The sequence below is a fragment of the Streptomyces sp. EDA2-14 genome (assembly GCF_054963755.1).
Window position 1 is genome coordinate 1 of the sequence record NZ_JBUEGE010000005.1, and the last position, 21,851, is coordinate 21,851.

The window sequence follows — 21,851 nt, forward strand, 5'->3', positions numbered from 1 at the left end:
ACGTCCTGATGCCCAAGAGCTGACCTCGGAGTTCGGGCCCGCCGGAACAGCGGACACGGCGGGTCCGCCCCGGCCCGGAAAAAGATCAACTCTCTCCAATCCGCTCCCCGGCCCGCTCCGGATTACCCGTGAGACAGCGTTCGCAGCGGGTGAGAGGAGAGGGAATGTCGACGGCGCCGGGGGGCACCGAGAGGGCGGCCGGAGGGACGGGGGTCCCGAGCGGCGGCGAAGGCCGACCGCGCACTGCCGTCATAGGCAGCGGCGTGGCCGGGCTCACCGCCGCTCACATCCTCGCCCGCACACACCACGTCACCCTGTACGAGGCCGACGACCGGCTCGGCGGGCACGCCCACACCCACGACCTGACCGCCCCCGACGGGGCGCACCACCAGGTCGACTCGGGGTTCATCGTCCACAACCGGCACACCTACCCGAATCTCCTGCGGCTCTTCGACGAGCTCGGCGTCGCCACGCAGGAGTCGGAGATGAGCATGTCGGTGCGGTGCGAGGGCTGCGGCCTCGAATACGCGGGTGCCCGCGGACCCGCGGGCCTGTTCGCCCGCCCCCGCAACGCCCTGCGCCCCGACTTCCTGCGCCTTCTCGCGCAGGTGCCCGCCTTCCACCGGGCCGCACGACGTCACCTCTCGCGGGAGGCCGAACAGGAGCTCACACTGGGCGAGTTCCTGGACCGCGAAGGCTTCTCCCCCTACTTCCGTACGCACTTCATGACGCCGCTCGTGTCGGCCGTGTGGTCCTGCGACGCGGCCACGGCGCAGCGCTACCCGGCCGCCTACCTGTTCCGGTTCCTGGAGCACCACCGGATGCTCTCGGTGGGCGGCTCACCCACGTGGCGCACGGTGACCGGCGGCTCCCGCAGCTACGTCGACCGGGTGGCCCGGGGCGTGCACGCGGTGCACCACGCCACCCCGGTCCGCGCCGTGCACCGGCATCCGGACGGCGTGACCCTCACCGCCGACGACGGCTTCACGCGCGCGTACGACTCGGTGGTCGTGGCCACCCACCCGGACCAGGCGCTGCGGCTGCTGGCCGACGCCACCGTGCCGGAGAAGGAGGTGCTGGGCGCGTTCCAGTACTCCCGCAACGCCACGCTCCTGCACACCGACACCAGTCTGCTGCCGCGCGCCGGGGGTGCCCGCGCCTCCTGGAACTATCTGATGCCGTCCTGCACGGCGGGCGCCGACCGGGTGCGCGTCAGCTACGACATGAACCGCCTCCAGCGCCTGGAGTCCCCGGAGACGTACGTGGTGACGCTCGGCGGCGAGGACCGCGTCGACCCGGCCCGGGTGCGGGCCCGCATGGTCTACGAGCACCCCGTCTACACCCCGGAGTCGGTGGCCGCCCAGCAGCGGCTGCCCGAACTGAACACCTCCACCACCGCGTTCGCCGGGGCCTATCACGGGTGGGGCTTCCACGAGGACGGCTGCCGCTCCGGCGTCGCGGCCGCCGCGGCCCTGGGAGTGCGATGGTGAGCGGGACCCCGGCCCTGTACCGCGTCACGGTCGGGCACGTACGGACCGCGCCGCAGCGGTACGGCCTGCGGCATCGCACGTACATGTGGCTCATCGACCCCGATAGCCCTCCGGAACTCCCCGTGGCGCTGCGCCCCTTGGCGGGCTTCGACGCCCGTGACCACTTCGACGGCGACCGCCCCTCGATCCGCGCCGGCCTCGACGCCTTCCTCGCCGAACACGGCATCGACCTCCAGGGCGGCCGCGTCGCGATGCTCACCCACGCGCGCGTCTTCGGCTATGTGTTCAACCCGCTCACTCTCTACTGGTGCCACGGCCCCGACGGCGCACCGCGCTGTGTGGTCGCCGAGGTCCACAACACCTATGGCGGGCGCCACAGTTACCTGCTGCGCCCCGACGCCGCGGGACGGGCGTCGACCGACAAGGAGTTCTACGTCTCGCCGTTCTTCCCGGTCGACGGCCGGTACCGCATGCGGCTGCCCGCCCCGGCGGACCGGGTCGACCTCACCGTGCAACTGGAGCGGGACGGCGGGCGGCCCTTCACCGCAACCGTTCGGGGCTCCCGACACGAAGTACGTACGCGGACCCTGCTCGGCCTGGCCCTGCGCAGACCGTGGTCCACCCTCGCCGTGTCCGTGGCCATCCGCGTACACGGCATCCGCCTGTACCTGCGGGGTCTGCCCGTGCAGCCCCGCCCCGACCGCACTGACCACCGCCTCGATCACAGCACCGAACAGAGCACCCCGGAGTACGAGTCATGAGAACCGGCGACCCCCGCCCCGTCTCGGCATGCCAGGCCGCCCCCGCCCCCGTGGACCCGGCCCGCTGGCCCGACGTCGCCGCCCCGCCCGCCGCCTCCGCGGCCAGGACCGCCGTCGCCGCGGCCGTCGTCCGGCACGCCCTGCGCCAACTGCCGCTGCGCGTACGGTTCGCCGACGGCACCGAACTGGGCAAGGGCGGCCCGGTTCTGCACATCCACCGGCCCGACGCCTTCCACGCCCGCATCGGCCGGCACGGCCTGATCGGGTTCGGCGAGTCGTACATGGCCGGCGAGTGGGACGCCCCCGATCCGGTGGCCGCCCTGACCGTGCTCGCCGCGCACGCCGCCGACCTGGTGCCCGCTCCCCTTCAGCGGCTGCGCGGCCTGTGGGCGCAGCGTCAGCCGTCGGCGCGGCGCAACACCCCGACCGGTTCCCGGAACAACATCAGCCACCACTACGACCTGTCGAACGACCTGTTCGCGCTCTTCCTCGACGAGACCCTCAGCTACTCCTCGGCCGTCTTCCGGGGCCTGCCCGCGCACTGGGACCTGATGGCCGACGCCCAGCGCCGCAAGATCGACCGGCTGCTCGACCTCGCCGAAGTGCGGGACGGAAGCACGGTGCTGGAGATCGGCACCGGCTGGGGCGAACTCGCGATACGTGCCGCCGCGCGCGGCGCCCATGTCACCTCGCTGACCCTCTCCGCCGAACAGCGCGACCTCGCGCTCGAACGGATCGCGGCGGCCGGACTCACCGACCGCGTCGACGTGGAACTGTGCGACTACCGCGAGGCCCGGGGCACGTACGACGCGGTCGTCAGCGTCGAGATGATCGAGGCGGTCGGGGCCGAGTTCTGGCCCACCTACTTCCGCACCCTCGACGAACGCCTCGCGCCGGGCGGCCGGGCCGCGCTGCAGGCCATCACCATGCCGCACGACCGGATGCTGGCCAGCCGGGCCACGTACACCTGGATCCAGAAGTACATCTTCCCCGGCGGCCTGCTGCCGTCTGTCGAGGCGGTCGCCGAGACCGTACGCGACCACACCGGCCTGACGATCGCCCGCCGCGACGGCTACGGCGCCCACTACGCGGAGACGCTGCGGCTGTGGCGGGAACGATTCACCGAGCGCGCCGACGAGGTCGACGCACTCGGCTTCGACGCGACGTTCCGCCGCATGTGGACCTTCTATCTCGCCTACTCCGAGGCCGGATTCCGCTCCGGATACCTCGACGTACAGCAGTACCTGCTCACCAAGGAGACCAACCGATGACCGGTGCCGCCCACCGCCTCGCCGAACTCGCCGAGACCGCGCTCGGCGGACCACTCCCGGTACGCCTGCGCACCTGGGACGGCGCCGAGACGGGCCCGGCCGACGGGCCCGTGGTCGTCGTCCGCTCCCGCCGCGCGCTGCGGCGACTCCTGTGGCAGCCGGGCGAGTTGGGACTCGCCCAGGCCTACGTCACCGGAGAGATAGACGTCGAGGGCGACCTGGCGGCCGGGCTGCGCGCCATGTGGTCGGCCGCCCGCGAGCGCGGCCTGCACGCACCCAACCTGTCCCTCGCCGACCGGGCGCGCGCGGCCGGCACCGCCGCCCGGCTCGGCGTCGTGGGCCCTCCCCCGGCACCGCCCGCCTCTCAGGCCCGGCTGCGCGGAGCGCTGCACAGCAAATCCCGCGACCGGGCCGCCATCAGCCACCACTACGACCTGTCCAACGCCTTCTACCAGCTGCTCCTCGACGAGACGATGGCGTACTCATGCGGCTACTGGGCGAGCGAGGCACCCGAGTTCACCCCGGCGGACGCCCAGCGCGCGAAGCTGGAACTCATCTGCCGCAAGCTCGCTCTGGAACCGGGATCCCGGCTGCTCGACATCGGCTGTGGCTGGGGCTCGCTGACGCTGTACGCGGCCGAACGCCACAAGGCGCAGGTCACCGCGGTCACGCTGGCCCGTGAGCAGGCGGCCCACGTTCGCGAGCAGGTGCGCGAGCGGGGTCTCGGGGACCGGGTGGACGTGGTGTGCCAGGACTACCGGGACATCAGCGGCGGTGACTACGACGCGGTCGCCACCGTCGAGATGGGCGAGCACGTCGGAGACGCGGAGTACCCGGCGTTCGCCGCCGCGCTGCACCGGATGGTCCGCCCGGCCGGCCGTGTCATGGTCCAGCAGATGTCACGCGGCACGGTGGCTCCGGGCGGTGGCGCGTTCATCGAGGCGTACATCGCGCCCGACATGCACATGCGTCCGCTGGGCGACTCCGTCGGCCTGCTGGAGGGGGCCGGACTCGAGGTGCGGTCGGTGGAGTCGCTGCGCGAGCACTATGTGCGCACTGTCGACGCCTGGCACCGCACGCTGGAGGAACGCTGGCCCGATTTCGTGAAACTCGTCGGTGAGGAGACGGCCCGCGTGTGGCGCCTGTACCTGGTCGGCGGTGCGCTCGCCTTCGAGGAGCGGCGCATGGGCGTCGACCAGATCCTCGCCGTCCGCCCGACGGATTCCGGGCGCAGCGGTGCGCCCGCGACGCCGCGGGACTGGTACCTCGGTCTGGACGCGCTGTGAACGGCTTCCCCTGGGGCGACTTCGGGGTCGGTCTGGTGTGGTCGGCCGCCGCCGCGTTCGCCGTCATGCTGGTCACCTTCGCCGTGGCCGTCCGCAAGGGCATGCACCGGATCGTCGACGTGGCGTGGGGGCTCGGATTCTCGGCGGTCGCCCTGGTGACCCTGCCGGCGTCGGCGGGCACGGGCGATCCGGCGCGGCGGGTCCTGGTCACCGTACTGACGGTGGTCTGGGGGCTGCGGCTCGCCGGGCACATCGCCCGGCGCGGGCGCGGGCACGGCGAGGACCCGCGCTACGAGCGGATGCTGGCCAAGGCGCCCGGCAACCGGAACCTGTACGCGCTGCGCATGGTGTACCTGCTTCAGGGCGCCCTCGTCTGGCTCGTGTCCCTGCCGGTCCAGGCCGCGCAGTACGTGCCGGGACCGATGAGCGCCGTCGCCCTGGTCGGCACCGCGCTGTGGGCCGTCGGTGTGTTCTTCGAGGCGGTGGGGGACGCGCAGCTCGACCGGTTCAAGGCGGACCCGGCGTCCAAGGGCAGGATCATGGACCGGGGGCTGTGGAGCTGGACGCGTCACCCGAACTACTTCGGGGACTTCTGCGTCTGGTGGGGCCTGTTCCTGATCACGTGCGATTCGCTCACCGCGGCGGCCGTCTCGGTCGTCTCGCCGCTGGTGATGAGCCTGCTGCTCACCAAGGGCAGTGGGAAAAGGCTGCTGGAGCAGCACATGGCCGGGCGTCCCGGCTATGCCGAGTACGCGGCGCGTACCAGCGGTTTCTTTCCGCTGCCACCACGCCGTTGAAGTGTGTGGAGGCCCCGTCCAGCCGATGCGGGGCCTCCACACTCTGCCTGCCCGGTACCGCTCAGGCGGGCAGGGGCATCAGCGCCACCGGGTCGGAGGTGGGCCGGTCCGAGCCGCCGGCGGGCTCGACGGTGATGCCCATGCCCGACGCCCCGTCGATGCCACCGTGCAGCAGCACCGCCTGGTCGCTGCGGTCGCTGTTCATGAGCCCCGCCGAGCGCATCGCTCCGCCGTCGTCGAACCAGAGTTGGTAGACCTTGCCGCGCGGCGGATGTGCCATCCCGGAGGCGATGAACACGGCGTGGTTCTGGCTCTTGGAGACGACGACGGTGCCACTGGCGCCGTCGCCCAGCTGCGCCGAGTCGGTCTTGGCGTCCGGCGCGGCGAGCACCGCGGCGATCCGGTCGTTGCCCGCTTCCGCCTGCCGGGCCTGCTCCCGGGCGTCCTGGGCACGCTGGTGCTGCCAGACGGTGGTGCCGCCCAGTACGGCCGCGGCCGCGAAGCAGGCGGCGAGCGCCCACCGCGACAGCAGACGCCGCCGTGCGGCCGCGGTTCGGTTGCCCCGCGACAGGCCCGGCTCGCCGGGCGAGTCCTGCCGGACCGTGGTGATGCGACGCAGCACCCGGTCACGGATCTCGGGGCGGGGTGTGACGGTCGCGGCAAGGCCCAACCGGGCTGCCGTCGCGCCCAGTTCGGCGCTCTCCTGTGCGCAGGCCTCACAGTCCCGCAGATGCCGCTCGAAGTCGGTCCGGTCCTCGTCTGACAGCGCGTCGAGGGCGTACGCACCGGTCAGGGTGTGCAGTTCGGCGATGGTCACGCGGTCACCCCCAGGCAGTCCCGGAGCCGGATGAGTCCGTCGCGCAGCCGTGTCTTCACCGTGCCGAGGGGCAGGGTCAGGGCCTCGGCGACCTCGCGGTACGTCAGCCCGCGGTAGTAGGCGAGCGTGACGGCCTGATGCTGGATCTCGGTCAAGGTGCGCAGACAGCGGCGCACCTGTTCCCGTTCGAGGCGCGCCTCCACCTGCTCGGTCACCTCGTCGAACGCGGGTGTGCGGTCGAGGAGCGCGGCCTTGTGGTCACGGGCCGCTGCGGCCTCCACGGAACGCACCCGGTCGATCGCCCGACGGTGCGCCAGGGTCAGGATCCAGTTGATGGCGGTGCCTCGGTCGGTGCGGTAGCGCGGAGCGGTGCGCCAGACCTCCACGAGAATCTCCTGGGCCACCTCCTCCGACTGGGCCAGATCGCGCAGGACGGCGCGCACGGTACCGAGGACGGGGCCCATCACCATGTCGTACACCGAGGCGAATGCTTCCTCGTCGCCGAGCGCGACGCGTCCCACCAGTTCCTGCAGATCCGGTTCAGTGGACGGGTTTCTGCCGATGTGTACGGCTTCTTTCACGGGGCCCTCCGTGGTCGGGGATTGTCAAGGCGTAATCCGGACCCCGTGGGCTTTTGGATTGGTCCGGTCGACACTCACCGGGACTTCCCCGTACCGGGCACCGCCGGATGCGTCACCTGCGGATACGTGTCATCTCCGGGTCGAGGAGCGGCTCGGCCGCCGTGACCGCCGACACGCGCTCGCCGAAGTAGCCGATCTCGACGCGGGTGCCGGGTTCGGTGTGTTCGGCGGGGAGCCAGGCATAGGCGATGGGGCGGCCGAGGGTGTAGCCGTACGCGGCACTGGTGACATAGCCGCACGCCTCCCCGTTCACGAAGACCGGTTCGTGGCCCATGACGACCGAGCGGTCGTCCTCGATGAGGAGGGCCGTGAGTCGGCGGTCCACGGTGTCCTTGGTGACGTCGCGGATCGCGTGGAGGCCCGGGTAGTCGCCCTTCTTCTTGCGTACGGCGAAGCCGACCCCGGCCTCGTACGGGTTGTGCTCGCTGGTCATGTCGTGACCCCAGGCGCGGTACCCCTTCTCCAGGCGCAGGGAGTTGAAGGCGCTGCGGCCCGCGGCGATCACTCCGTGGTCCTGTCCGGCCTGCCAGAGGGTGTCCCACAGGCGCAGGCCGAGGTCGGCGGTGGTGTACAGCTCCCAGCCGAGTTCGCCGACGTAGGACAGGCGCATGGCGGTCACCGGGACGTCGCCGATGAAGGCCTGCTTCGCCTTGAAGTAGCCGAAGCCCTCGTGCGAGAAGTCGGCCTCGGTGAGGGGTTGTACGAGGTCGCGGGCGCGCGGGCCCCACACACCGATGCAGCAGGTGCCCGCTGTGATGTCCCGGACCTGGACGGTGCCGTCGGCGGGCAGGTGGCGGCGGAGCCAGGTGAGGTCGAGGTTGCTGTTGGCGCCGACCTGGAACCGGTCCTCGGCGAGCCGGGCCACGGTGAGGTCGCTGAGCACTCCCCCGGCCTCGTCGAGCAGCAGCGTGTACGTGACCGCGCCGACCGGCTTGTCCAGCTGGTTCGTGGTGAGGCCCTGAAGGAAGGCGAGGGCCTGCGGGCCGGTGACCTCCAGGCGCTTGAGGGGTGTCATGTCGTACATCGCCACGCGCTCGCGGGTGACCAGTGCCTCGGCTCCGGCGATCGGCGACCAGAAGCGGCCCGCCCAGTCGTTGCGTCCGCCGATGCCGGCGACTTCGGGCAGGTCGGCGTTGGCCTCGTACCAGTGCGGGCGCTCCCAGCCGCCGCCTTCAAGGAATACGGCGCCCAGTTCCCGCTGGCGGGTGTGGAAGGGGCTGACGCGCAGCGGGCGCGGCCGGGCCGGGGGCTGGAGCGGGTGGATGATGTCGTAGACCTCGGCGAACGCCTGGCAGCTGCGTTCGTGGACGTAAGCGGGGGCGAGCTGGACGTCCTCGAAGCGGTTGATGTCGCAGCCGTGGACGTCGATGCCGGGCCTGCCCTCGACCATCCACTTGGCGACGGCCCTGGCGACGCCCGCGGAGTGGGTGACCCAGACCGCTTCGGCGAGCCAGAAGCCGGACACGGTCGGGGACTCGCCGATCAGGGGCATGCCGTCGACGGTGAAGGAGAACACGCCGTTGAAGCCGTCGGCTATCTCCGCGTCGTTCAGGGCGGGCAGCAGCCTGCGGCTGTCGGTCCAGGCGCCCTTGAAGTCGGCCTTGGTGAAGTCGAGTTTGGAGGGCTGGTCGGGGCTGTCGGCGGGGTGGGCGACGTCGTCGGGCGACAGGGGCATGGGGCGGTGGGCGTAGGAGCCGATGCCGATGCGGTCGACGAGTTCGCGGTAGTAGAGGCCGGCGTCCTGGTTGCGCAGGATCGGCAGGTTGGCCTCGGCCGATTCGCTGTTGCGGCCCGTGAGTTCGGTGAGCGCCGTGGTGGTGGCGTACTGGTGGCCCATCGGGACGAGCGGTACGTCCTGGCCGACCATCCGGCCGATGCGCGGGCCCCAGAATCCGGCGCAGGACACCACGATGTCCGCGGGGAAGGTGCCGCGGTCGGTGACGACGGCGTGCACCGCGCCGCCCGATGTCTCGATGTCGGTGACGGTGTGGTGGCCGAGGAAGGTGGCGCCGCGGGCGATGGCGCGGCGGGCCTGTGCCTCACCGATGCGCAGCGCCTTGGCGAGGCCGTCGGTGGGGATGTGGTAGCCGCCGAGGATGGCGTCGGGGTCGAGCAGCGGGTGGAGTTTCGCGGACTCCTGCGGGCTGAGCAGGTGGCTCTCCACGCCCCAGGAGGTGAGCCAGCCGTGGCGGCGCTCCAGTTCGGCGAGGCGCTCGGGGCTCGTGGCGATTTCGAGGCCGCCGACCTGCCGGTAGCACCAGTCGCCGTCGAGGTCTAGGGCGGAGGTCTTCTCGACGGTGTAGCGGGCGAACTCGGTCATCGTCTTCGACGGGCTGGTCTGGAAGACGAGGCCGGGCGCGTGGGAGCTGGAGCCGCCGGTGGCGAACAGGGGGCCCTGTTCCAGGACCGTCACGTCGGTCCAGCCGAGCGCGGTCAGTTCGTCGCTGAGGGAGCAGCCGACGATGCCGGCTCCGATGATGACCACCTTGGGCTGCGAAGTCATGGGGTTCCTCCGGGAGTTCAAGGGTGCACGAGGGTCCGGGCGGGAGGCTGTGCGGTGGTACCGGGGGACGGCGGCGCAAGGGCCGGTGGTGGTGGGGTGGGCGGCGTGGGTCGCGCCGGACCGCCGGGCGTCGGTGCGCCCGGTGTCACGGGTGGTCGAGGGGTGTCGAGCCGGCTCGGCCGATCGAGCGGACAGGGGGTGACCGAGCGGACTCGGACCGTCGAGCGACGTCAGGTGGTCGAGCAGCGCCAGATCATCGAGCGGTGCCAGATGGTCCAGCGGTGCCAGATGGTCGAACAGTGCCAGATGGTCCAGCGGTGCCAGATGGTCGAACAGTGCCAGATGGTCCAGCGGTGTCAGATGATCGAGCGGATGGCCCGCTCGAAGTTGTCCACGTGCTCGGCGGACACGGCCGCCGCCTTGGCCTCGTCGCCCTCGATGACGGCCCGCAGCAGCTGGCCGTGTTCGTGGACGTGCTGTTCGAGACCGGCCAGGCGGTCGATGAACAGGCACCAGATCCGGGTGGCGAGGTTGTCGTAGTTGACCAGGGTGGCTTCGAGGTACGGGTTGTACGTGAGCGCGTAGACGGCGCGGTGCACCGCCATGTCGAGGCGGAGCAGGCCGATGTCGCCGTGTGCCGACGCGGCCCGCGACTCCTCCTCGACGCGGGTCAGCAGTACGCCGAGCCGCTCCCGGTCCGCAGCCGTGGCGCGCTTGCTCGCGCGGGCGGCGGCGAGGGGTTCCAGTTCCTGGCGGACCTCGGAGATGTGCCCGAGGTCGGCGATCTGCACCTCGGTGGCGAACGTGCCGCGCCGCGGGTAGGCGACGACGAGCCGCTCGGTCTCCAGGCGCTTGAGGGCCTCCCTGACCGGGGTACGGCCGAGGCCCAGCTCGGCGGCGAGCCGTGCGTCGTGGACGGGCTCGCCGGGGCGGATCTGCAGGGTGACGAGGCGGTCCGTGATCTCCTGGTACGCCTGGTCGGCCAGCGTCGCTCCCGACTCCCGGCCTCCGGCGGCAGGCACAGTGGCCATCTCGCCCTCCCTCGACGTGTCCGCGGACGGACCTCACCGTACCGCATCCACACATTGATATATCAGAGGTGCGGCGCGGCACGGAAGGGGCGGGCTTCGGGAGGTGGCTGGTCATACGGCGGCGGGCGCGACCCGTTCCGCGGCGGGGATCAGTGTGCGGCGCAGGCGGTTGAAGATCTTGGACCGGTTCATGGCGAGGACCGCAGTCGGTGCCCCGTCCTCCCGGTAGACGGCGGCGAAGGACCGGCCCTCGTAGGAGCCCTCGACGAGTTCGGGACGGGCGCCCGGGCCCACGCGGCCAGCGAGCTGGATACGGACGTCGTACTGGTCGGACCAGAAGGACGGCGGGGTGGCCCGCGGTGTCGCGGAGTGGCCGGTGAGCAGGGTGCGGGCGGCGGTGGCCGCGGACTCGGTGGCGTTCGACCAGTGCTCGATGCGGTCGTGGCGGCCGGTGAAGGGGTGCGGGCGGCGGGCGACGTCGCCGACGGCGACGACGTTGGGGATGCTGGAGGCGCCACCGGCGTCGCACACCACGCCGTTGTCCACCCAGACGCCGGAGTCGGCGAGCCAGTCGTCGACCGGGCGGGCCCCCACTCCGGCGAGCACGATGTCGGCGGGCAGCAGCCGCCCGTCCGTGAGCCGCACGCCGGTGACCCGGCCGCCGCCGCTCGTCAGGCCCGCCACCCCGGTGCCGCACAGCAGGCGGACGCCGTGGTCGGTGTGCAGCGAGGCGCAGAGGTGGCCCATCTCGGCGCCGAGTTGGCGCTCCAGCGGGGTGTCGAGCGCCTCGACCACGGTGACGTCGAGGCCCAAGTGGTGGGCGGTGGCGGCGACTTCGGCGCCGATGAAGCCGGCGCCGATGACGACCATGCGCGGTGCTCCGCTCGTCAGGTCGGCGCGCAGGCCGCGGGCGTCGTCGAGGGTGCGCAGGGTGTGGACGCCGGCCAGTCCTTCCGTGCCGGGCAGGCGACGGGCGGTGGAGCCGGTGGCGACCACGACGCCGTCGGTGTCGATGCGGTGCCCGTCGGCGAGGGTGAGGGTGGCGGTGGAGCAGTCCAGGTGCACGGCGCGCCGGCCGAGCTCCCAGTGGACCGCGAGCGCCTCGTACTCCTCGGCGTCGCCGAGCGCGAGGTCCTCGGCCGCGAGGTCGCCCTTGAGGAAGGCCTTGGACAGGGGTGGACGGTCGTAGGGCTGGTGCAGTTCCTCGCCGACGACGGTGATCCGTCCGTCGTATCCCTCGGCGCGCAGCGACCGGACCGCGCTGAGGCCGGCGAGCGAGGCTCCGACGACAGTGATGTGCTTCATGCGGGCTCCCCAACGGTGACGTGCAGCAGGATCTGGCCGTCTTCGACGGTGACGGTGTGGGTGCGGACGGGGGTCTTCGCGGGCGGGCAGGTCGGTCGGCCGTCGCGCAGGTCGAAGAACGCCTCGTGCAGGGGGCATTCGACGAAGCAGCCCTCGACGAAGCCCTCGGCGAGCGAGGCGTCCTGGTGGGTGCAGGTGTCGTCGATGGCGTACACCGTGCCGTCCGCGTTGAACACCGCCACGGGCGCGGGCACGCCCTCGGTCACGCGGACGGACTCGCCAGGGGGCAGGTCTTCGATGCGGCACACCGGGATCATGGGGAACCTCCGGGGAACAAATGGACGGTCAGTTGGCGTGCTGTGTGCCGAGCCTGGCCTGGAGCCAGGCGTGGAACTCTCCGATGTGGTGTTCGCTGGGGACGAGGACGCCGCCCTTGACGTAGGCGCGCGAGCTCATCGCGGGCTGGGTGCGCTCACAGGCGTCGAAGTCCTGCTGGTTGACGCGGTGGAACAGTTCGACGGAGCGCTCGACGTCCGTGCCGCTGTCGACGACGTGCGGCAGGTACAGCCAGTCGCACTCGACGATCGTGCGGTCGTGGGCGATCGGGTACATCCGGTGCAGGATGACGTGGTCGGGGACCAGGTTGACGAACACCTGGGGTCGCACGGTGATCGCGTAGTAGCGCCGGTCCTGGTCGTCCGCGACGGAGGGGATGCGGTCGAGGCCCTCGGATCCGTCGACCGTGAAGCCCCTGGCCTCCTCGGCGAACTCGGCGCCGTGGCCGACGAAGTACTGGGCCGCCAGGCCGTCCTTGAACTCCGGGAGGACTTCGGTGAGTTCGGGGTGGATGGTGGCGCAGTGGTAGCACTCCATGAAGTTCTCGATGATGAGCTTCCAGTTGGCCTTCACGTCGTACGTGATGCGCCGGCCGAGGTCGAGGTCCTCGATCGCGTAGTTCTCGATGGCGTCGGCGCCGCCCAGGCGCTCGGTCACCGCGCCGATCACCTCGTCCTCGAAGGAGGGCGGCTGCTCGGCGAGGCACACCCACACGTATCCGAGCCATTCCCGGACGTGCACGGTGACCAGGCCGTAGGCGGTCCGGTCGATGTCGGGCATCGACGTCAGGTTCGGTGCGGCGATCAGCTTGCCGTCGAGGCCGTAGGTCCAGGCGTGGTACGGGCACTGGAAGTTGCGCCTGACCTCGCCCACTTCCCCGGTGCACAGCTTGGCGCCGCGGTGCCGGCAGATGTTGAGGAACGCCCGGACGGAGCCGTCGCGGGAGCGCGAGACGAGGACGCTCTCGCGTCCGACCTGGTAGGTGCGGAAGCTGCCCGGCTTGGTGAGGTCGGACGCCCGGCTCACGCAGAACCACATGGACTCGAAGATCTGCTCCTGCTCCCGCGCGAAGATCTGCGGGTCGGTGTAGTAGTCGCCCGGAAGGGTGGAGATCAGGCTCGGGGGCAGGCTCGTGACGCTCATCAGATGTCACCTCGGTAGATGTCGTGCGGACATGCGGCAGGTGCCGAAGCGATGCGAGTTGTGTGGCATGTGGGGGTGACGCGGGCGATGCGGGCGGTCCGCGGGCTCAGAAGGTGACCACGGAGCGCAGTACGTCTCCGCGCCGCATGGCCTCGAAGGCGGACTCCACGTCGGCCAGGCCGATCTTCTCGCTGACGAACGCGCCGAGGTCGAAGCGGCCCTGGAGATAGAGGTCGATGAGGGCGGGGAAGTCGCGGGAGGGCAGGCAGTCCCCGTACCAGGAGGACTTGAGGGCGCCGCCGCGGCCGAACACGTCGGCGAGCGGCAGTTCGAGCTTCATGTCGGGGGTGGGGACGCCGACGAGGACGACGGTGCCCGCCAAGTCGCGGGCATAGAAGGCTTGTTGGTAGGTCTCGGGGCGGCCCACCGCGTCGACGACGACGTCGGCGCCGAAGCCGCCGGTGAGGGCGCGGACCGCCTCGACGGGGTCGGTCCTGGACGAGTCGACGGTGTCGGTGGCGCCGAACCGCTCGGCCCGCTCCAGCTTCCGTCCGTCGATGTCCACGGCGATGACGCGGGCGGCGCCGGCCACCTTCGCCCCGGCGATCGCCGCGATGCCGACGCCGCCGCAGCCGATGACGGCCACCGAGTCGCCCCGGCCGACGGCCCCGGTGTTGACGGCGGCGCCGAAGCCCGCCATGACGCCGCAGCCGAGCAGGCCCGCGGCGGCGGCCGGTGCGGCGGGGTCGACCTTGGTGCACTGCCCGGCGGCGACGAGGGTCTTCTCGGCGAAGGCACCGATGCCCAGCGCGGGCGAGAGCTTCGTGCCGTCGGGCAGGGTCATGGGCTGCGCGGCGTTGCGGGTGTCGAAGCAGTACCACGGCCTGCCGCGCCGACAGGCCCGGCAACTGCCGCACACGGCACGCCAGTTGAGAATCACGAAGTCGCCGGGGGCCACATCGGTCACCCCGTCGCCGACGGACTCGACGACGCCCGCGGCCTCGTGTCCCAGCAGGAAGGGGAAGTCGTCCCCGATCCCGCCCTCGCGGTAGTGCAGATCGGTGTGGCAGACGCCGCAGGCGCGCACCTGCACCAGCGCCTCCCCCGGTCCGGGGTCCGGGACCAGGATTGTCTCCACTGCGACGGGGGCGCCCGGCTTCCGGGCGACCACTGCGCGTACCTCATGCGTCACGGTTGAGCTCCTTGGGGTCTGTCGAGGGAGGCAGAGAGCCGTTGGGGGCTGCTGAGGAGCTGTTCAGGAGAGCCGAACTCTGTTGCGCATGAAGAACCTTGACGCGTTCTACGCAACGCCCAAACTGTCGTCTCCGTCGGAGGCGTGTGTCAAGGGGGATCTGAGAACTGTCGCGGGGCACCGCAAACCCGCACGTCGGAGCGGTCGCCGACACCACCCCGAGAACCCCGTCTCCGGCACCGGGGCCCGACGCGCGAAGCATGACTCGCGTGACCTCGGGTAGCAGGAGTGGCTATACGGGGGCCGTGTGCCCAAATTCAGGAGGGCGCAACTTGCTTGGAACCAGTGTGCGGATGAAGCCGAAGATGCGCTTCCGCATCGCCCTGCCGACCGCCCGCCGACAGCGCCTATAGTCGCGCCATGAGAAAGCATGACGCGGACAGCGAGACAACGGGCTCGTCGGGCACCGGAGTACAGTCGGTCGACCGCGCGGTGAGCGTTCTGGAGATTCTCGCCCGGCGCGGTGAAGCCGGTGTGAGCGAGATCGCCGCGGAAATCGACGTGCACAAGTCGACGGCCTTCCGTCTGCTGGGCGCACTGGAGGCGCGCGATCTCGTCGAGCAGTCGGGCGACCGGGGCAAGTACCGCATCGGTTTCGGCATCGTACGCCTGGCCAGCTCGGTCACCGACAACTTCGATGTGACACAGCAGGCCCGCCCGTTCTGTGAGCAGCTCGCGGAGGAATTCGGCGAGGCGGTGAACATCGCGATCCTCCAGGAGCATTACGCGGTGAATGTCCTTCAGGTCCGCGGACCACGGGCGGTCAGCACCCACAATTGGGTCGGCCAACTCACCCCGATGCATGCCACATCGAGTGGCAAGGTGCTACTCGCTCATGTTCCGGAGGACGAGCGCGCGGAAATGCTCGCGGCCTCTCACATGAAAAAGATGACGGCGCACACTCTCACCGCCAAGGGAAAGCTGGAGAAGGATCTCGCACAGACCCTTGAACGGGGATATGCGGTGACACTCGAGGAATTGGAAATCGGTCTGCACGGAATGGCGGCACCCATCAGGAACGCCCAGGGCGAGGTGATCGCCGCGATCAGCGCCTCGGGTCCCGCCTACCGGTTCACCGAGGAGCGGATGCACGAGCTGTCCCCGACGCTGCTGCGCAGCGCCCAGGACATCAGCCGCAAGATGGGTTACCTGGACTGAGCGGAGCCGTCCTCCCCGGCCGGTTCCAGCCGGACGATCACGGCCTTGGAGGTGGGGGTGTTGCTCTTCTCGGCGACGCTGTCCAGCGGGACGAGGACATTCGTCTCGGGGTAGTACGCCGCGGCGGACCCTCGGGGTGTGGGGTAGCCGACGACGCGGAACGCGGGCGCGCGGCGTTCGCTGCCGTCGGTCCACACGCTGATCAGGTCGACCAGGCTCCCCTCGGCGAAGCCGAGTTCGGCGAGATCCTCCGCGTTGGCCAGGACGACGCGCCGCGCGCCCTTGACGCCGCGGTACCGGTCGTCCATCGCGTACGGGATGGTGTTCCACTGGTCGTGCGAACGCAGCGTCTGCAGGATCAGGTGGCCGGGCGGCGCGGTGAGCCCGGTGAAGGTGTTCGCCGTGAAGACCGCGGTGCCGCTCGCCGTCTGGAAGACCCGCTTGTTGACCGGGTTGGGCAGGTTGAAGCCGCCCGGCTGTCGTACGCGCCGGTTGAAGTCGTCGAATCCGGGCACCACGTTCGCGATGTGCTCGCGGATGGTGTCGTAGTCGTCCTCGAAGGACCGCCACTCGATGCCGTGCCGGTCGCCGAGGGTCCTGTGGGCGAGGCGGCTGATGATGGACACCTCGCTGAGCAGCGCCGGTGAGGCGGGCGCGAGCCTGCCGCGGGTGGCGTGCACGTCGCTCATCGAGTCCTCGACCGTCATGAACTGCTCACCGCCGGCCTGGAGGTCGCGGTCGCTGCGCCCGAGCGTGGGCAGAATCAGCGCGGTCCGTCCGCAGACGGCGTGCGAGCGATTGAGTTTCGTGGAGATGTGGGCCGTCAACCGGCAATTGCGCAGGGCCCGTTCGGTGACGTCGCTGTCGGGCGTGGCCCGCACGAAATTGCCCGCGACGCCGACGAACACCCGTGCCTGTCCGTCGCGCATGGCCCGGATCGCGTCGACGGCGTCGGCCCCGTGCCGAGTGGGCGGGGCGAAGCCGAATTCCTTCTCCAGGGCGTCGAGGAACGACTGCGGCATGCGCTCCCACACGCCCATGGTGCGGTCGCCCTGCACATTGCTGTGGCCGCGGACCGGGCAGACTCCGGCGCCGGGCCGGCCGATGTTTCCGCGGAGCAGAAGGAAATTGACGACTTCGCGGATCGTGGGGACGCCGTGCTTGTGCTGGGTCAGGCCCATGGCCCAGCACACGATGACGTTCTTGGCGCCGAGCACCCGCTGGTGGACCTGCTCGATCTCCTCCCGCGTGAGCCCCGTGGCCTTGAGGACCTCGGCCCAGTCGAGGCCGCGGATGTTGTCGGTGAAGACCTCGTAGCCCGAGGTGTGGGTCTCGATGAACTCACGGTCGAGGACGGTGCCGGGCGCCTCGTCCTCGGCTTCGAGGAGCAGCAGGTTCAGCGCCTGGAACAGCGCGAGGTCGCCGCCCGGCCGGATCTGCAGGAACTGGTCGGCGATCTCGGTGCCGCGGCCGATGACGCCCCGCGCCTTCTGCGGGTGCTTGAAGCGCAGCAGTCCCGCCTCGGGCAGCGGGTTGACCGCGACGATCTGTCCGCCGCGCCGCTTGGTCTCCTCCAGGGCGGTGAGCATCCGGGGGTGGTTGGTGCCGGGGTTCTGGCCGACGACGAACACCAGGTCGCTGTTGTGCAGATCGTCGAGGCTGACGCTGCCCTTTCCGATGCCCAGGGTCTCGTTCAGGGCGGAGCCGCTGGACTCGTGGCACAGGTTGGAGCAGTCGGGCAGGTTGTTGGTGCCGAGGGCCCGCGCGAACAGCTGGAGCAGGAATGCGGGCTCGTTGGCGAGCCGCCCCGACGTGTAGAACAGCGCCTCGTCGGGGGTGTCCAGGTCGTTCAGTTCGTCGGCGAGCAGAGCGAGCGCGCCGTCCCAGCCGATCGGCTCGTAGTGGTCGCTGTCGGGGCGCTTGACCATGGGCTCGGTCAGCCGGCCCTGCTGGTTGAGCCAGTAGTCGGACCGCTCCGCCAGTTCGCTGACCGGGTGCTCTGCGAAGAACTCGCGGGTGACGCGGCGCGTGGTGGCCTCGTCGGCGATGTGCTTGGCGCCGTTCTCGCAGTACTCGTTGCGGTGCCGCTTGTCCGGGGCGCCCTCGGGCCAGGCGCAGCCCGGGCAGTCGATGCCGCCGTCCTGGTTGATGTTCAGCAGGGTCAGGGCGGTGCGCTTGGGCGAGGTCTGGCTCAGGGCGTACTGGAGGGCGTGGGCCACGGCGGGCGCTCCGGTGGCCCAGGTCTTGGGCTTGCTCAGGGAAAGATCCTCTTCGGGCTCTTCGATCGCGCGCACGCCCATCACCTCTACGTATCCGACTCACGGGAGCAGACACGCCCCCGGCGCCCAGCATTCGTCGGCGTCCGGTCCACGGTCAAAGCGGAAAGTCCGATCGTTGATAGGCAGCTACGATCATGGGCGGGCGTTGTCCATCGAAGTCGGCCGGAGAGGCGGTGGGACCGTGCTTCTGCGCCAGCTCGAATACCTGGTCGCGCTGACCGGTACCGGCCACTTCGCCAAGGCCGCGGAGCAGTGCTTCGTCTCGCAGCCGACGCTCTCCGAGGGCATCCGCAAGCTGGAGACGGAGCTGGGGGTGCCGCTGGTGCGGCGCGGCCGTCGCTTCGAGGGTCTGACGGCGGAGGGCGAGCAGGTCGTGCTGTGGGCGCGCCGGATGCTCGCGGACCGGGACGCCATGCAGGCGGGGCTCGCGGCGCTGCGCGAGGGGCTGAGCGGTGAGCTGCGGCTCGGCGCGGTGCCCACGGCGGTCGGTGCGGTCGCCCTGCTGACCCAGCCGTTCTGCGCGGCGAACCCGCACACCACGGTGAACGTGCAGGCCGATCTCCAGGCCGACGACATCGTGCGCCGGCTGCGCGCCTTCGAGCTGCACGGGGCGGTCTCGTACCACAGCCGGACCCTGGATCTGCCGTTCGTGCCGCTGTACCGGGAGCGCTATGTCGTGCTCACCCAGGAGGACCCGGACCGGGCGGCGCAGGAGATCAGTTGGGCCGAGGCGGCGGCGCTGCCGCTGTGCCTGCTGCATCCGCGGATGCTGGGGCGGCGGGTCCTGGACGACGTGTTCGCGGAGCTGTCCCTGTCGGTGGCGCCGCGCGTGGAGACGGACTCCATCGCCTCGCTGATCGCGCATGTGCGGACGGGCCAGTGGTCGAGCATCATCCCGCACACCTGGCTGCACGTCTTCGGGATTCCCGCGGGGATGGAGGCCGTGCCGCTGATCGGACCACGGCGCAGCGCGCGGATCGGTCTGCTGCTGCCGCCGCGCACTCCGCTGTCGGTGATGGAGCAGGCGCTGGCGGACCTGGCCCGTGCCTCGCGGATGCACACCGTCCTGGACGTGCTGCCCGGCTGACGACCGGCCGCTTTGCCGCGGCGATCACGTCGCCGTTTCCCCCTCTCGCACCCCATTGACGCGGCCCTGAGCCGCTGGCTACCGTGACGACGCCCCGCCATTGATATATCAGAGCGCAATCAGTCGGTTTCCAAGGAGACCAAGGAGTCCCCATGACCCCCGACGCACGCGACCTGGCCGCCGCCGACCCGGACGTGGCCGCCGCCCTCGACGCGGAGCTGTCCCGGCAGCGCGGCACCCTCGAGATGATCGCCAGCGAGAACTTCGCCCCGCTCGCCGTGATGCAGGCACAGGGCTCGGTGCTCACCAACAAGTACGCCGAGGGCTATCCGGGCCGGCGCTACTACGGCGGCTGCGAACACGCCGACGTCATCGAGCAGTTGGCCATCGACCGGGTCAAGGAGTTGTTCGGCGCGGAGGCCGCGAACGTGCAGCCGCACTCGGGGGCGCAGGCCAACGCCGCCGCGATGGCCGCCCTCCTCTCCCCCGGCGACACGATCCTCGGCCTCGACCTCGCGCACGGCGGCCACCTCACGCACGGCATGCGCATCAACTTCTCGGGCCGCCTGTACGACGTGGTGGCGTACCACGTCGACGAGCACGACCACCGCGTCGACATGGAGGAGGTCGCCCGCCTCGCCCGCGAGCACCGGCCGAAGCTGATCATCGCGGGCTGGTCGGCGTACCCCCGCCGTCTCGACTTCGCGGTGTTCCGGCGGATCGCCGACGAGGTCGGCGCGTATCTGATGGTGGACATGGCGCACTTCGCGGGCCTGGTCGCCGCGGGGCTCCACCCCTCCCCCGTACCGCACGCCCACATCGTCACCACGACCACGCACAAGACGCTGGGCGGTCCGCGCGGCGGCGTGATCCTGTCCACCGCCGCACTCGCCAAGAAGATCAACTCGGCGGTCTTCCCCGGTCAGCAGGGCGGTCCGCTGGAGCACGTGGTGGCGGCGAAGGCGGTGGCGTTCAAGCTGGCCGCCGAGCCCGCGTTCGCCGACCGCCAGCGCCGCACCCTGGAAGGCGCGCGCATCCTGGCCACGCGGCTGCTGCGGGACGACGCGTGGGCCGCCGGGATCGACGTCCTCACCAAGGGCACCGACGTCCACCTCGTCCTCGTCGACCTGCGGAAGTCCGAGCTCGACGGACAGCAGGCCGAGGACCGGCTGCACCGCATCGGCATCACCGTGAACCGCAACGCCGTCCCCAACGACCCGCGCCCGCCGATGGTCTCGTCCGGTGTCCGCATCGGCACCCCGGCGCTCGCCGCGCGCGGCTTCGGCGCCCAGGAGTTCACCGAGGTCGCCGACATCGTCGCCACCGCGTTCCTGCCCGGTTTCGACGACGAGGCGGCGACCGCCCTGCGCAAGCGGGTCACCGCGCTCACCGAGCGCTTCCCCCTCTACCCCACCTTGGCAGCCACCACCCTGGAAGAAGGAGGCCGGCGATGACGACCCCCGGCGACGCCCTGCCCGACCACCCCGACTTCCTGTGGCGCAACACGGAACCGAAGAAGTCCTACGACGTCGTGATCGTGGGCGGCGGCGGGCACGGCCTGGCGACGGCGTACTACCTCGCCAAGAACCACGGCATCACGAACATCGCCGTCCTGGAGAAGGGCTGGCTCGCGGGCGGGAACATGGCCCGCAACACCACCATCATCCGCTCCAACTACCTGTGGGACGAGAGCTCGGGGATCTACGAGAGCTCGCTCAAGCTGTGGGAGACGCTGGAGCAGGACCTCGACTACCCGATCCTGTTCAGCCAGCGCGGCGTCCTCAACCTCGCGCACAACCTCCAGGACGTCCGCGACAGCAAGCGCCGCGTGTACGCGAACCAGCTCAACGGCATCGACGCCGAGTGGCTGGAACCTGACGAGGTCGCCAAGGTGTGCCCGATCGTCAACACCAGCCCCGACGTCCGCTACCCCGTGCACGGCGCCACTTACCAGCCGCGCGCGGGCATCGCCAAGCACGACTACGTGGCCTGGGGCTTCGCCCGCCGCTGCGACGCGTACGGCATCGACCTCATCCAGAACTGCGAGGTCACCGACATCGACGTGAGCGGCGGCCGGGTCACCGGGGTGCGGACCACGCGGGGGCGGATCGCCGCCGGAAAGGTCGCGCTCGCGGCGGCCGGACACACCTCGGTGCTCGCGCAGATGGTGGGCCTGCGCCTGCCACTGCAGAGCCACCCGCTCCAGGCACTCGTGTCGGAACTCCTCGAGCCCGTGCACCCGACGGTCGTGATGTCCAACGCCGTGCACGTGTACGTGTCCCAGGCGCACAAGGGCGAGCTCGTCATGGGCGCCGGCATCGACAGCTACAACGGCTACGGCCAGCGCGGCGCCTTCCACATCATCGAGCGGCAGATGGCGGCGGCCCTGGAATTGTTCCCCGTGTTCGCGCGCGCCCACATGCTGCGCACCTGGGGCGGCATCGTCGACACCACCCCGGACGCCTCCCCCATCGTCGGACTCACCCCGGTCGAGGACCTGTACCTCAACTGCGGCTGGGGCACCGGTGGTTTCAAGGCGACACCGGGCGTGGGCTGGGCGTACGCGCACACCATCGCGACCGGCGCACCGCACGACACCAATGCGCCGTTCACCCTCGACCGGTTCACGACCGGCGCCCTCGTCGACGAGCACGGCGCCGCCGCCGTCGCCCACTGAGCACCCGCAGAGTCCAG

At 70.9% G+C, this 21,851-nt stretch carries 18 protein-coding genes; 9 read left to right on the top strand and 9 right to left on the bottom strand.

Annotated elements, in window-relative coordinates; translation table 11 throughout:
• Nucleotides 1-164 precede the first annotated feature (164 nt).
• Genes ACY34M_RS15530 through ACY34M_RS15550 form a run of 5 tightly spaced genes read left to right on the top strand, consistent with a single transcriptional unit; the run spans nucleotide 165 to nucleotide 5,605 of the window.
• Complete coding sequence (locus tag ACY34M_RS15530) at nucleotides 165-1,490, top strand: NAD(P)/FAD-dependent oxidoreductase (protein ID WP_462717194.1); 1,326 nt, start codon at nucleotides 165-167, stop codon at nucleotides 1,488-1,490.
• Entirely contained in the window at nucleotides 1,484-2,251 is a 768-nt protein-coding gene (locus tag ACY34M_RS15535; protein ID WP_462717193.1) for a DUF1365 domain-containing protein, read from the top strand. The genes ACY34M_RS15530 and ACY34M_RS15535 overlap by 7 nt, the downstream gene beginning before the upstream one ends.
• Nucleotides 2,248-3,522, top strand: coding sequence for a class I SAM-dependent methyltransferase (locus ACY34M_RS15540; RefSeq protein ID WP_462717192.1), 1,275 nt, complete (start codon nucleotides 2,248-2,250; stop codon nucleotides 3,520-3,522). The genes ACY34M_RS15535 and ACY34M_RS15540 overlap by 4 nt, the downstream gene beginning before the upstream one ends.
• Nucleotides 3,519-4,808: a class I SAM-dependent methyltransferase gene (locus tag ACY34M_RS15545; protein WP_462717191.1), complete on the top strand. Its 1,290-nt coding sequence runs from the start codon at nucleotides 3,519-3,521 to the stop codon at nucleotides 4,806-4,808. Before ACY34M_RS15540 ends, ACY34M_RS15545 begins: the two co-directional genes overlap by 4 nt.
• Entirely contained in the window at nucleotides 4,805-5,605 is an 801-nt protein-coding gene (locus ACY34M_RS15550) for a DUF1295 domain-containing protein (RefSeq protein ID WP_462717190.1), read from the top strand. The genes ACY34M_RS15545 and ACY34M_RS15550 overlap by 4 nt, the downstream gene beginning before the upstream one ends.
• Before the next feature lie 61 nt (nucleotides 5,606-5,666).
• Here ACY34M_RS15550 and ACY34M_RS15555 read toward each other — a convergent pair whose 3' ends face one another.
• From ACY34M_RS15555 to ACY34M_RS15590, 8 genes are all read right to left on the bottom strand, one after another.
• Nucleotides 5,667-6,422 (bottom strand): anti-sigma factor, encoded by a 756-nt coding sequence (locus ACY34M_RS15555; protein ID WP_462717189.1) that lies wholly within the window; start codon nucleotides 6,420-6,422, stop codon nucleotides 5,667-5,669.
• Nucleotides 6,419-7,003 carry a sigma-70 family RNA polymerase sigma factor gene (locus ACY34M_RS15560; protein ID WP_462717188.1) on the bottom strand — a complete coding sequence of 195 codons (585 nt, stop codon included), beginning with the start codon at nucleotides 7,001-7,003 and terminating at the stop codon, nucleotides 6,419-6,421. Before ACY34M_RS15560 ends, ACY34M_RS15555 begins: the two co-directional genes overlap by 4 nt.
• A gap of 112 nt (nucleotides 7,004-7,115) precedes the next feature.
• On the bottom strand, nucleotides 7,116-9,566 hold the full coding sequence (locus tag ACY34M_RS15565; protein ID WP_462717187.1) for a GcvT family protein: 2,451 nt from the start codon (nucleotides 9,564-9,566) through the stop codon (nucleotides 7,116-7,118).
• A 356-nt stretch (nucleotides 9,567-9,922) separates the two neighbouring features.
• Entirely contained in the window at nucleotides 9,923-10,597 is a 675-nt protein-coding gene (locus ACY34M_RS15570; protein WP_462717186.1) for a GntR family transcriptional regulator, read from the bottom strand.
• Between the two features lie 111 nt (nucleotides 10,598-10,708).
• Nucleotides 10,709-11,902, bottom strand: coding sequence for an NAD(P)/FAD-dependent oxidoreductase (locus ACY34M_RS15575; RefSeq protein WP_462717185.1), 1,194 nt, complete (start codon nucleotides 11,900-11,902; stop codon nucleotides 10,709-10,711).
• Nucleotides 11,899-12,219, bottom strand: a complete 321-nt coding sequence (locus tag ACY34M_RS15580) for a bifunctional 3-phenylpropionate/cinnamic acid dioxygenase ferredoxin subunit (RefSeq protein ID WP_462717184.1) — start codon at nucleotides 12,217-12,219, stop codon at nucleotides 11,899-11,901. The genes ACY34M_RS15575 and ACY34M_RS15580 overlap by 4 nt, the downstream gene beginning before the upstream one ends.
• Before the next feature lie 28 nt (nucleotides 12,220-12,247).
• Nucleotides 12,248-13,381, bottom strand: coding sequence for an aromatic ring-hydroxylating oxygenase subunit alpha (locus ACY34M_RS15585; RefSeq protein ID WP_462717183.1), 1,134 nt, complete (start codon nucleotides 13,379-13,381; stop codon nucleotides 12,248-12,250).
• Between the two features lie 106 nt (nucleotides 13,382-13,487).
• Nucleotides 13,488-14,573, bottom strand: a complete 1,086-nt coding sequence (locus ACY34M_RS15590; protein WP_462717182.1) for an S-(hydroxymethyl)mycothiol dehydrogenase — start codon at nucleotides 14,571-14,573, stop codon at nucleotides 13,488-13,490.
• Between the two features lie 420 nt (nucleotides 14,574-14,993).
• Between ACY34M_RS15590 and ACY34M_RS15595 the strand changes: the two genes are divergently transcribed.
• Nucleotides 14,994-15,791, top strand: coding sequence for an IclR family transcriptional regulator (locus ACY34M_RS15595; RefSeq protein ID WP_462717181.1), 798 nt, complete (start codon nucleotides 14,994-14,996; stop codon nucleotides 15,789-15,791).
• Here the strand turns inward: ACY34M_RS15595 and ACY34M_RS15600 are convergent.
• Nucleotides 15,779-18,085 (bottom strand): FdhF/YdeP family oxidoreductase, encoded by a 2,307-nt coding sequence (locus tag ACY34M_RS15600; RefSeq protein WP_462717180.1) that lies wholly within the window; start codon nucleotides 18,083-18,085, stop codon nucleotides 15,779-15,781. The genes ACY34M_RS15595 and ACY34M_RS15600 overlap by 13 nt on opposite strands.
• Nucleotides 18,086-18,251: 166 nt before the next feature.
• On the opposite strand from ACY34M_RS15600, the gene ACY34M_RS15605 reads away from it, so the two are divergent.
• The 3 genes from ACY34M_RS15605 (at nucleotide 18,252) to ACY34M_RS15615 (ending at nucleotide 21,834) form a co-directional block, all read left to right on the top strand.
• On the top strand, nucleotides 18,252-19,157 hold the full coding sequence (locus tag ACY34M_RS15605; protein WP_462717179.1) for a LysR family transcriptional regulator: 906 nt from the start codon (nucleotides 18,252-18,254) through the stop codon (nucleotides 19,155-19,157).
• Nucleotides 19,158-19,309: 152 nt separating this feature from the next.
• The gene (locus tag ACY34M_RS15610) at nucleotides 19,310-20,611 is read left to right on the top strand and encodes a serine hydroxymethyltransferase (protein ID WP_462717178.1); all 1,302 of its coding nucleotides are present in this window, start codon (nucleotides 19,310-19,312) and stop codon (nucleotides 20,609-20,611) included.
• Nucleotides 20,608-21,834 carry a sarcosine oxidase subunit beta family protein gene (locus tag ACY34M_RS15615; RefSeq protein WP_462717177.1) on the top strand — a complete coding sequence of 409 codons (1,227 nt, stop codon included), beginning with the start codon at nucleotides 20,608-20,610 and terminating at the stop codon, nucleotides 21,832-21,834. The genes ACY34M_RS15610 and ACY34M_RS15615 overlap by 4 nt, the downstream gene beginning before the upstream one ends.
• The last annotated feature ends 17 nt before the right edge of the window (nucleotides 21,835-21,851 follow it).

Excerpts from the sequence above, each read along its gene's own strand:
- ACY34M_RS15530 (WP_462717194.1), top strand. The coding sequence starts at position 165 with ATGTCGACGGCGCCGGGGGGCACCGAGAGGGCGGCCGGAGGGACGGGG.
- ACY34M_RS15535 (WP_462717193.1), top strand. The coding sequence starts at position 1,484 with ATGGTGAGCGGGACCCCGGCCCTGTACCGCGTCACGGTCGGGCACGTA.
- ACY34M_RS15540 (WP_462717192.1), top strand. The coding sequence starts at position 2,248 with ATGAGAACCGGCGACCCCCGCCCCGTCTCGGCATGCCAGGCCGCCCCC.
- ACY34M_RS15545 (WP_462717191.1), top strand. The coding sequence starts at position 3,519 with ATGACCGGTGCCGCCCACCGCCTCGCCGAACTCGCCGAGACCGCGCTC.
- ACY34M_RS15565 (WP_462717187.1), bottom strand. The coding sequence starts at position 9,566 with ATGACTTCGCAGCCCAAGGTGGTCATCATCGGAGCCGGCATCGTCGGC.
- ACY34M_RS15570 (WP_462717186.1), bottom strand. The coding sequence starts at position 10,597 with ATGGCCACTGTGCCTGCCGCCGGAGGCCGGGAGTCGGGAGCGACGCTG.
- ACY34M_RS15575 (WP_462717185.1), bottom strand. The coding sequence starts at position 11,902 with ATGAAGCACATCACTGTCGTCGGAGCCTCGCTCGCCGGCCTCAGCGCG.
- ACY34M_RS15580 (WP_462717184.1), bottom strand. The coding sequence starts at position 12,219 with ATGATCCCGGTGTGCCGCATCGAAGACCTGCCCCCTGGCGAGTCCGTC.
- ACY34M_RS15585 (WP_462717183.1), bottom strand. The coding sequence starts at position 13,381 with ATGAGCGTCACGAGCCTGCCCCCGAGCCTGATCTCCACCCTTCCGGGC.
- ACY34M_RS15595 (WP_462717181.1), top strand. The coding sequence starts at position 14,994 with ATGAGAAAGCATGACGCGGACAGCGAGACAACGGGCTCGTCGGGCACC.
- ACY34M_RS15610 (WP_462717178.1), top strand. The coding sequence starts at position 19,310 with ATGACCCCCGACGCACGCGACCTGGCCGCCGCCGACCCGGACGTGGCC.
- ACY34M_RS15615 (WP_462717177.1), top strand. The coding sequence starts at position 20,608 with ATGACGACCCCCGGCGACGCCCTGCCCGACCACCCCGACTTCCTGTGG.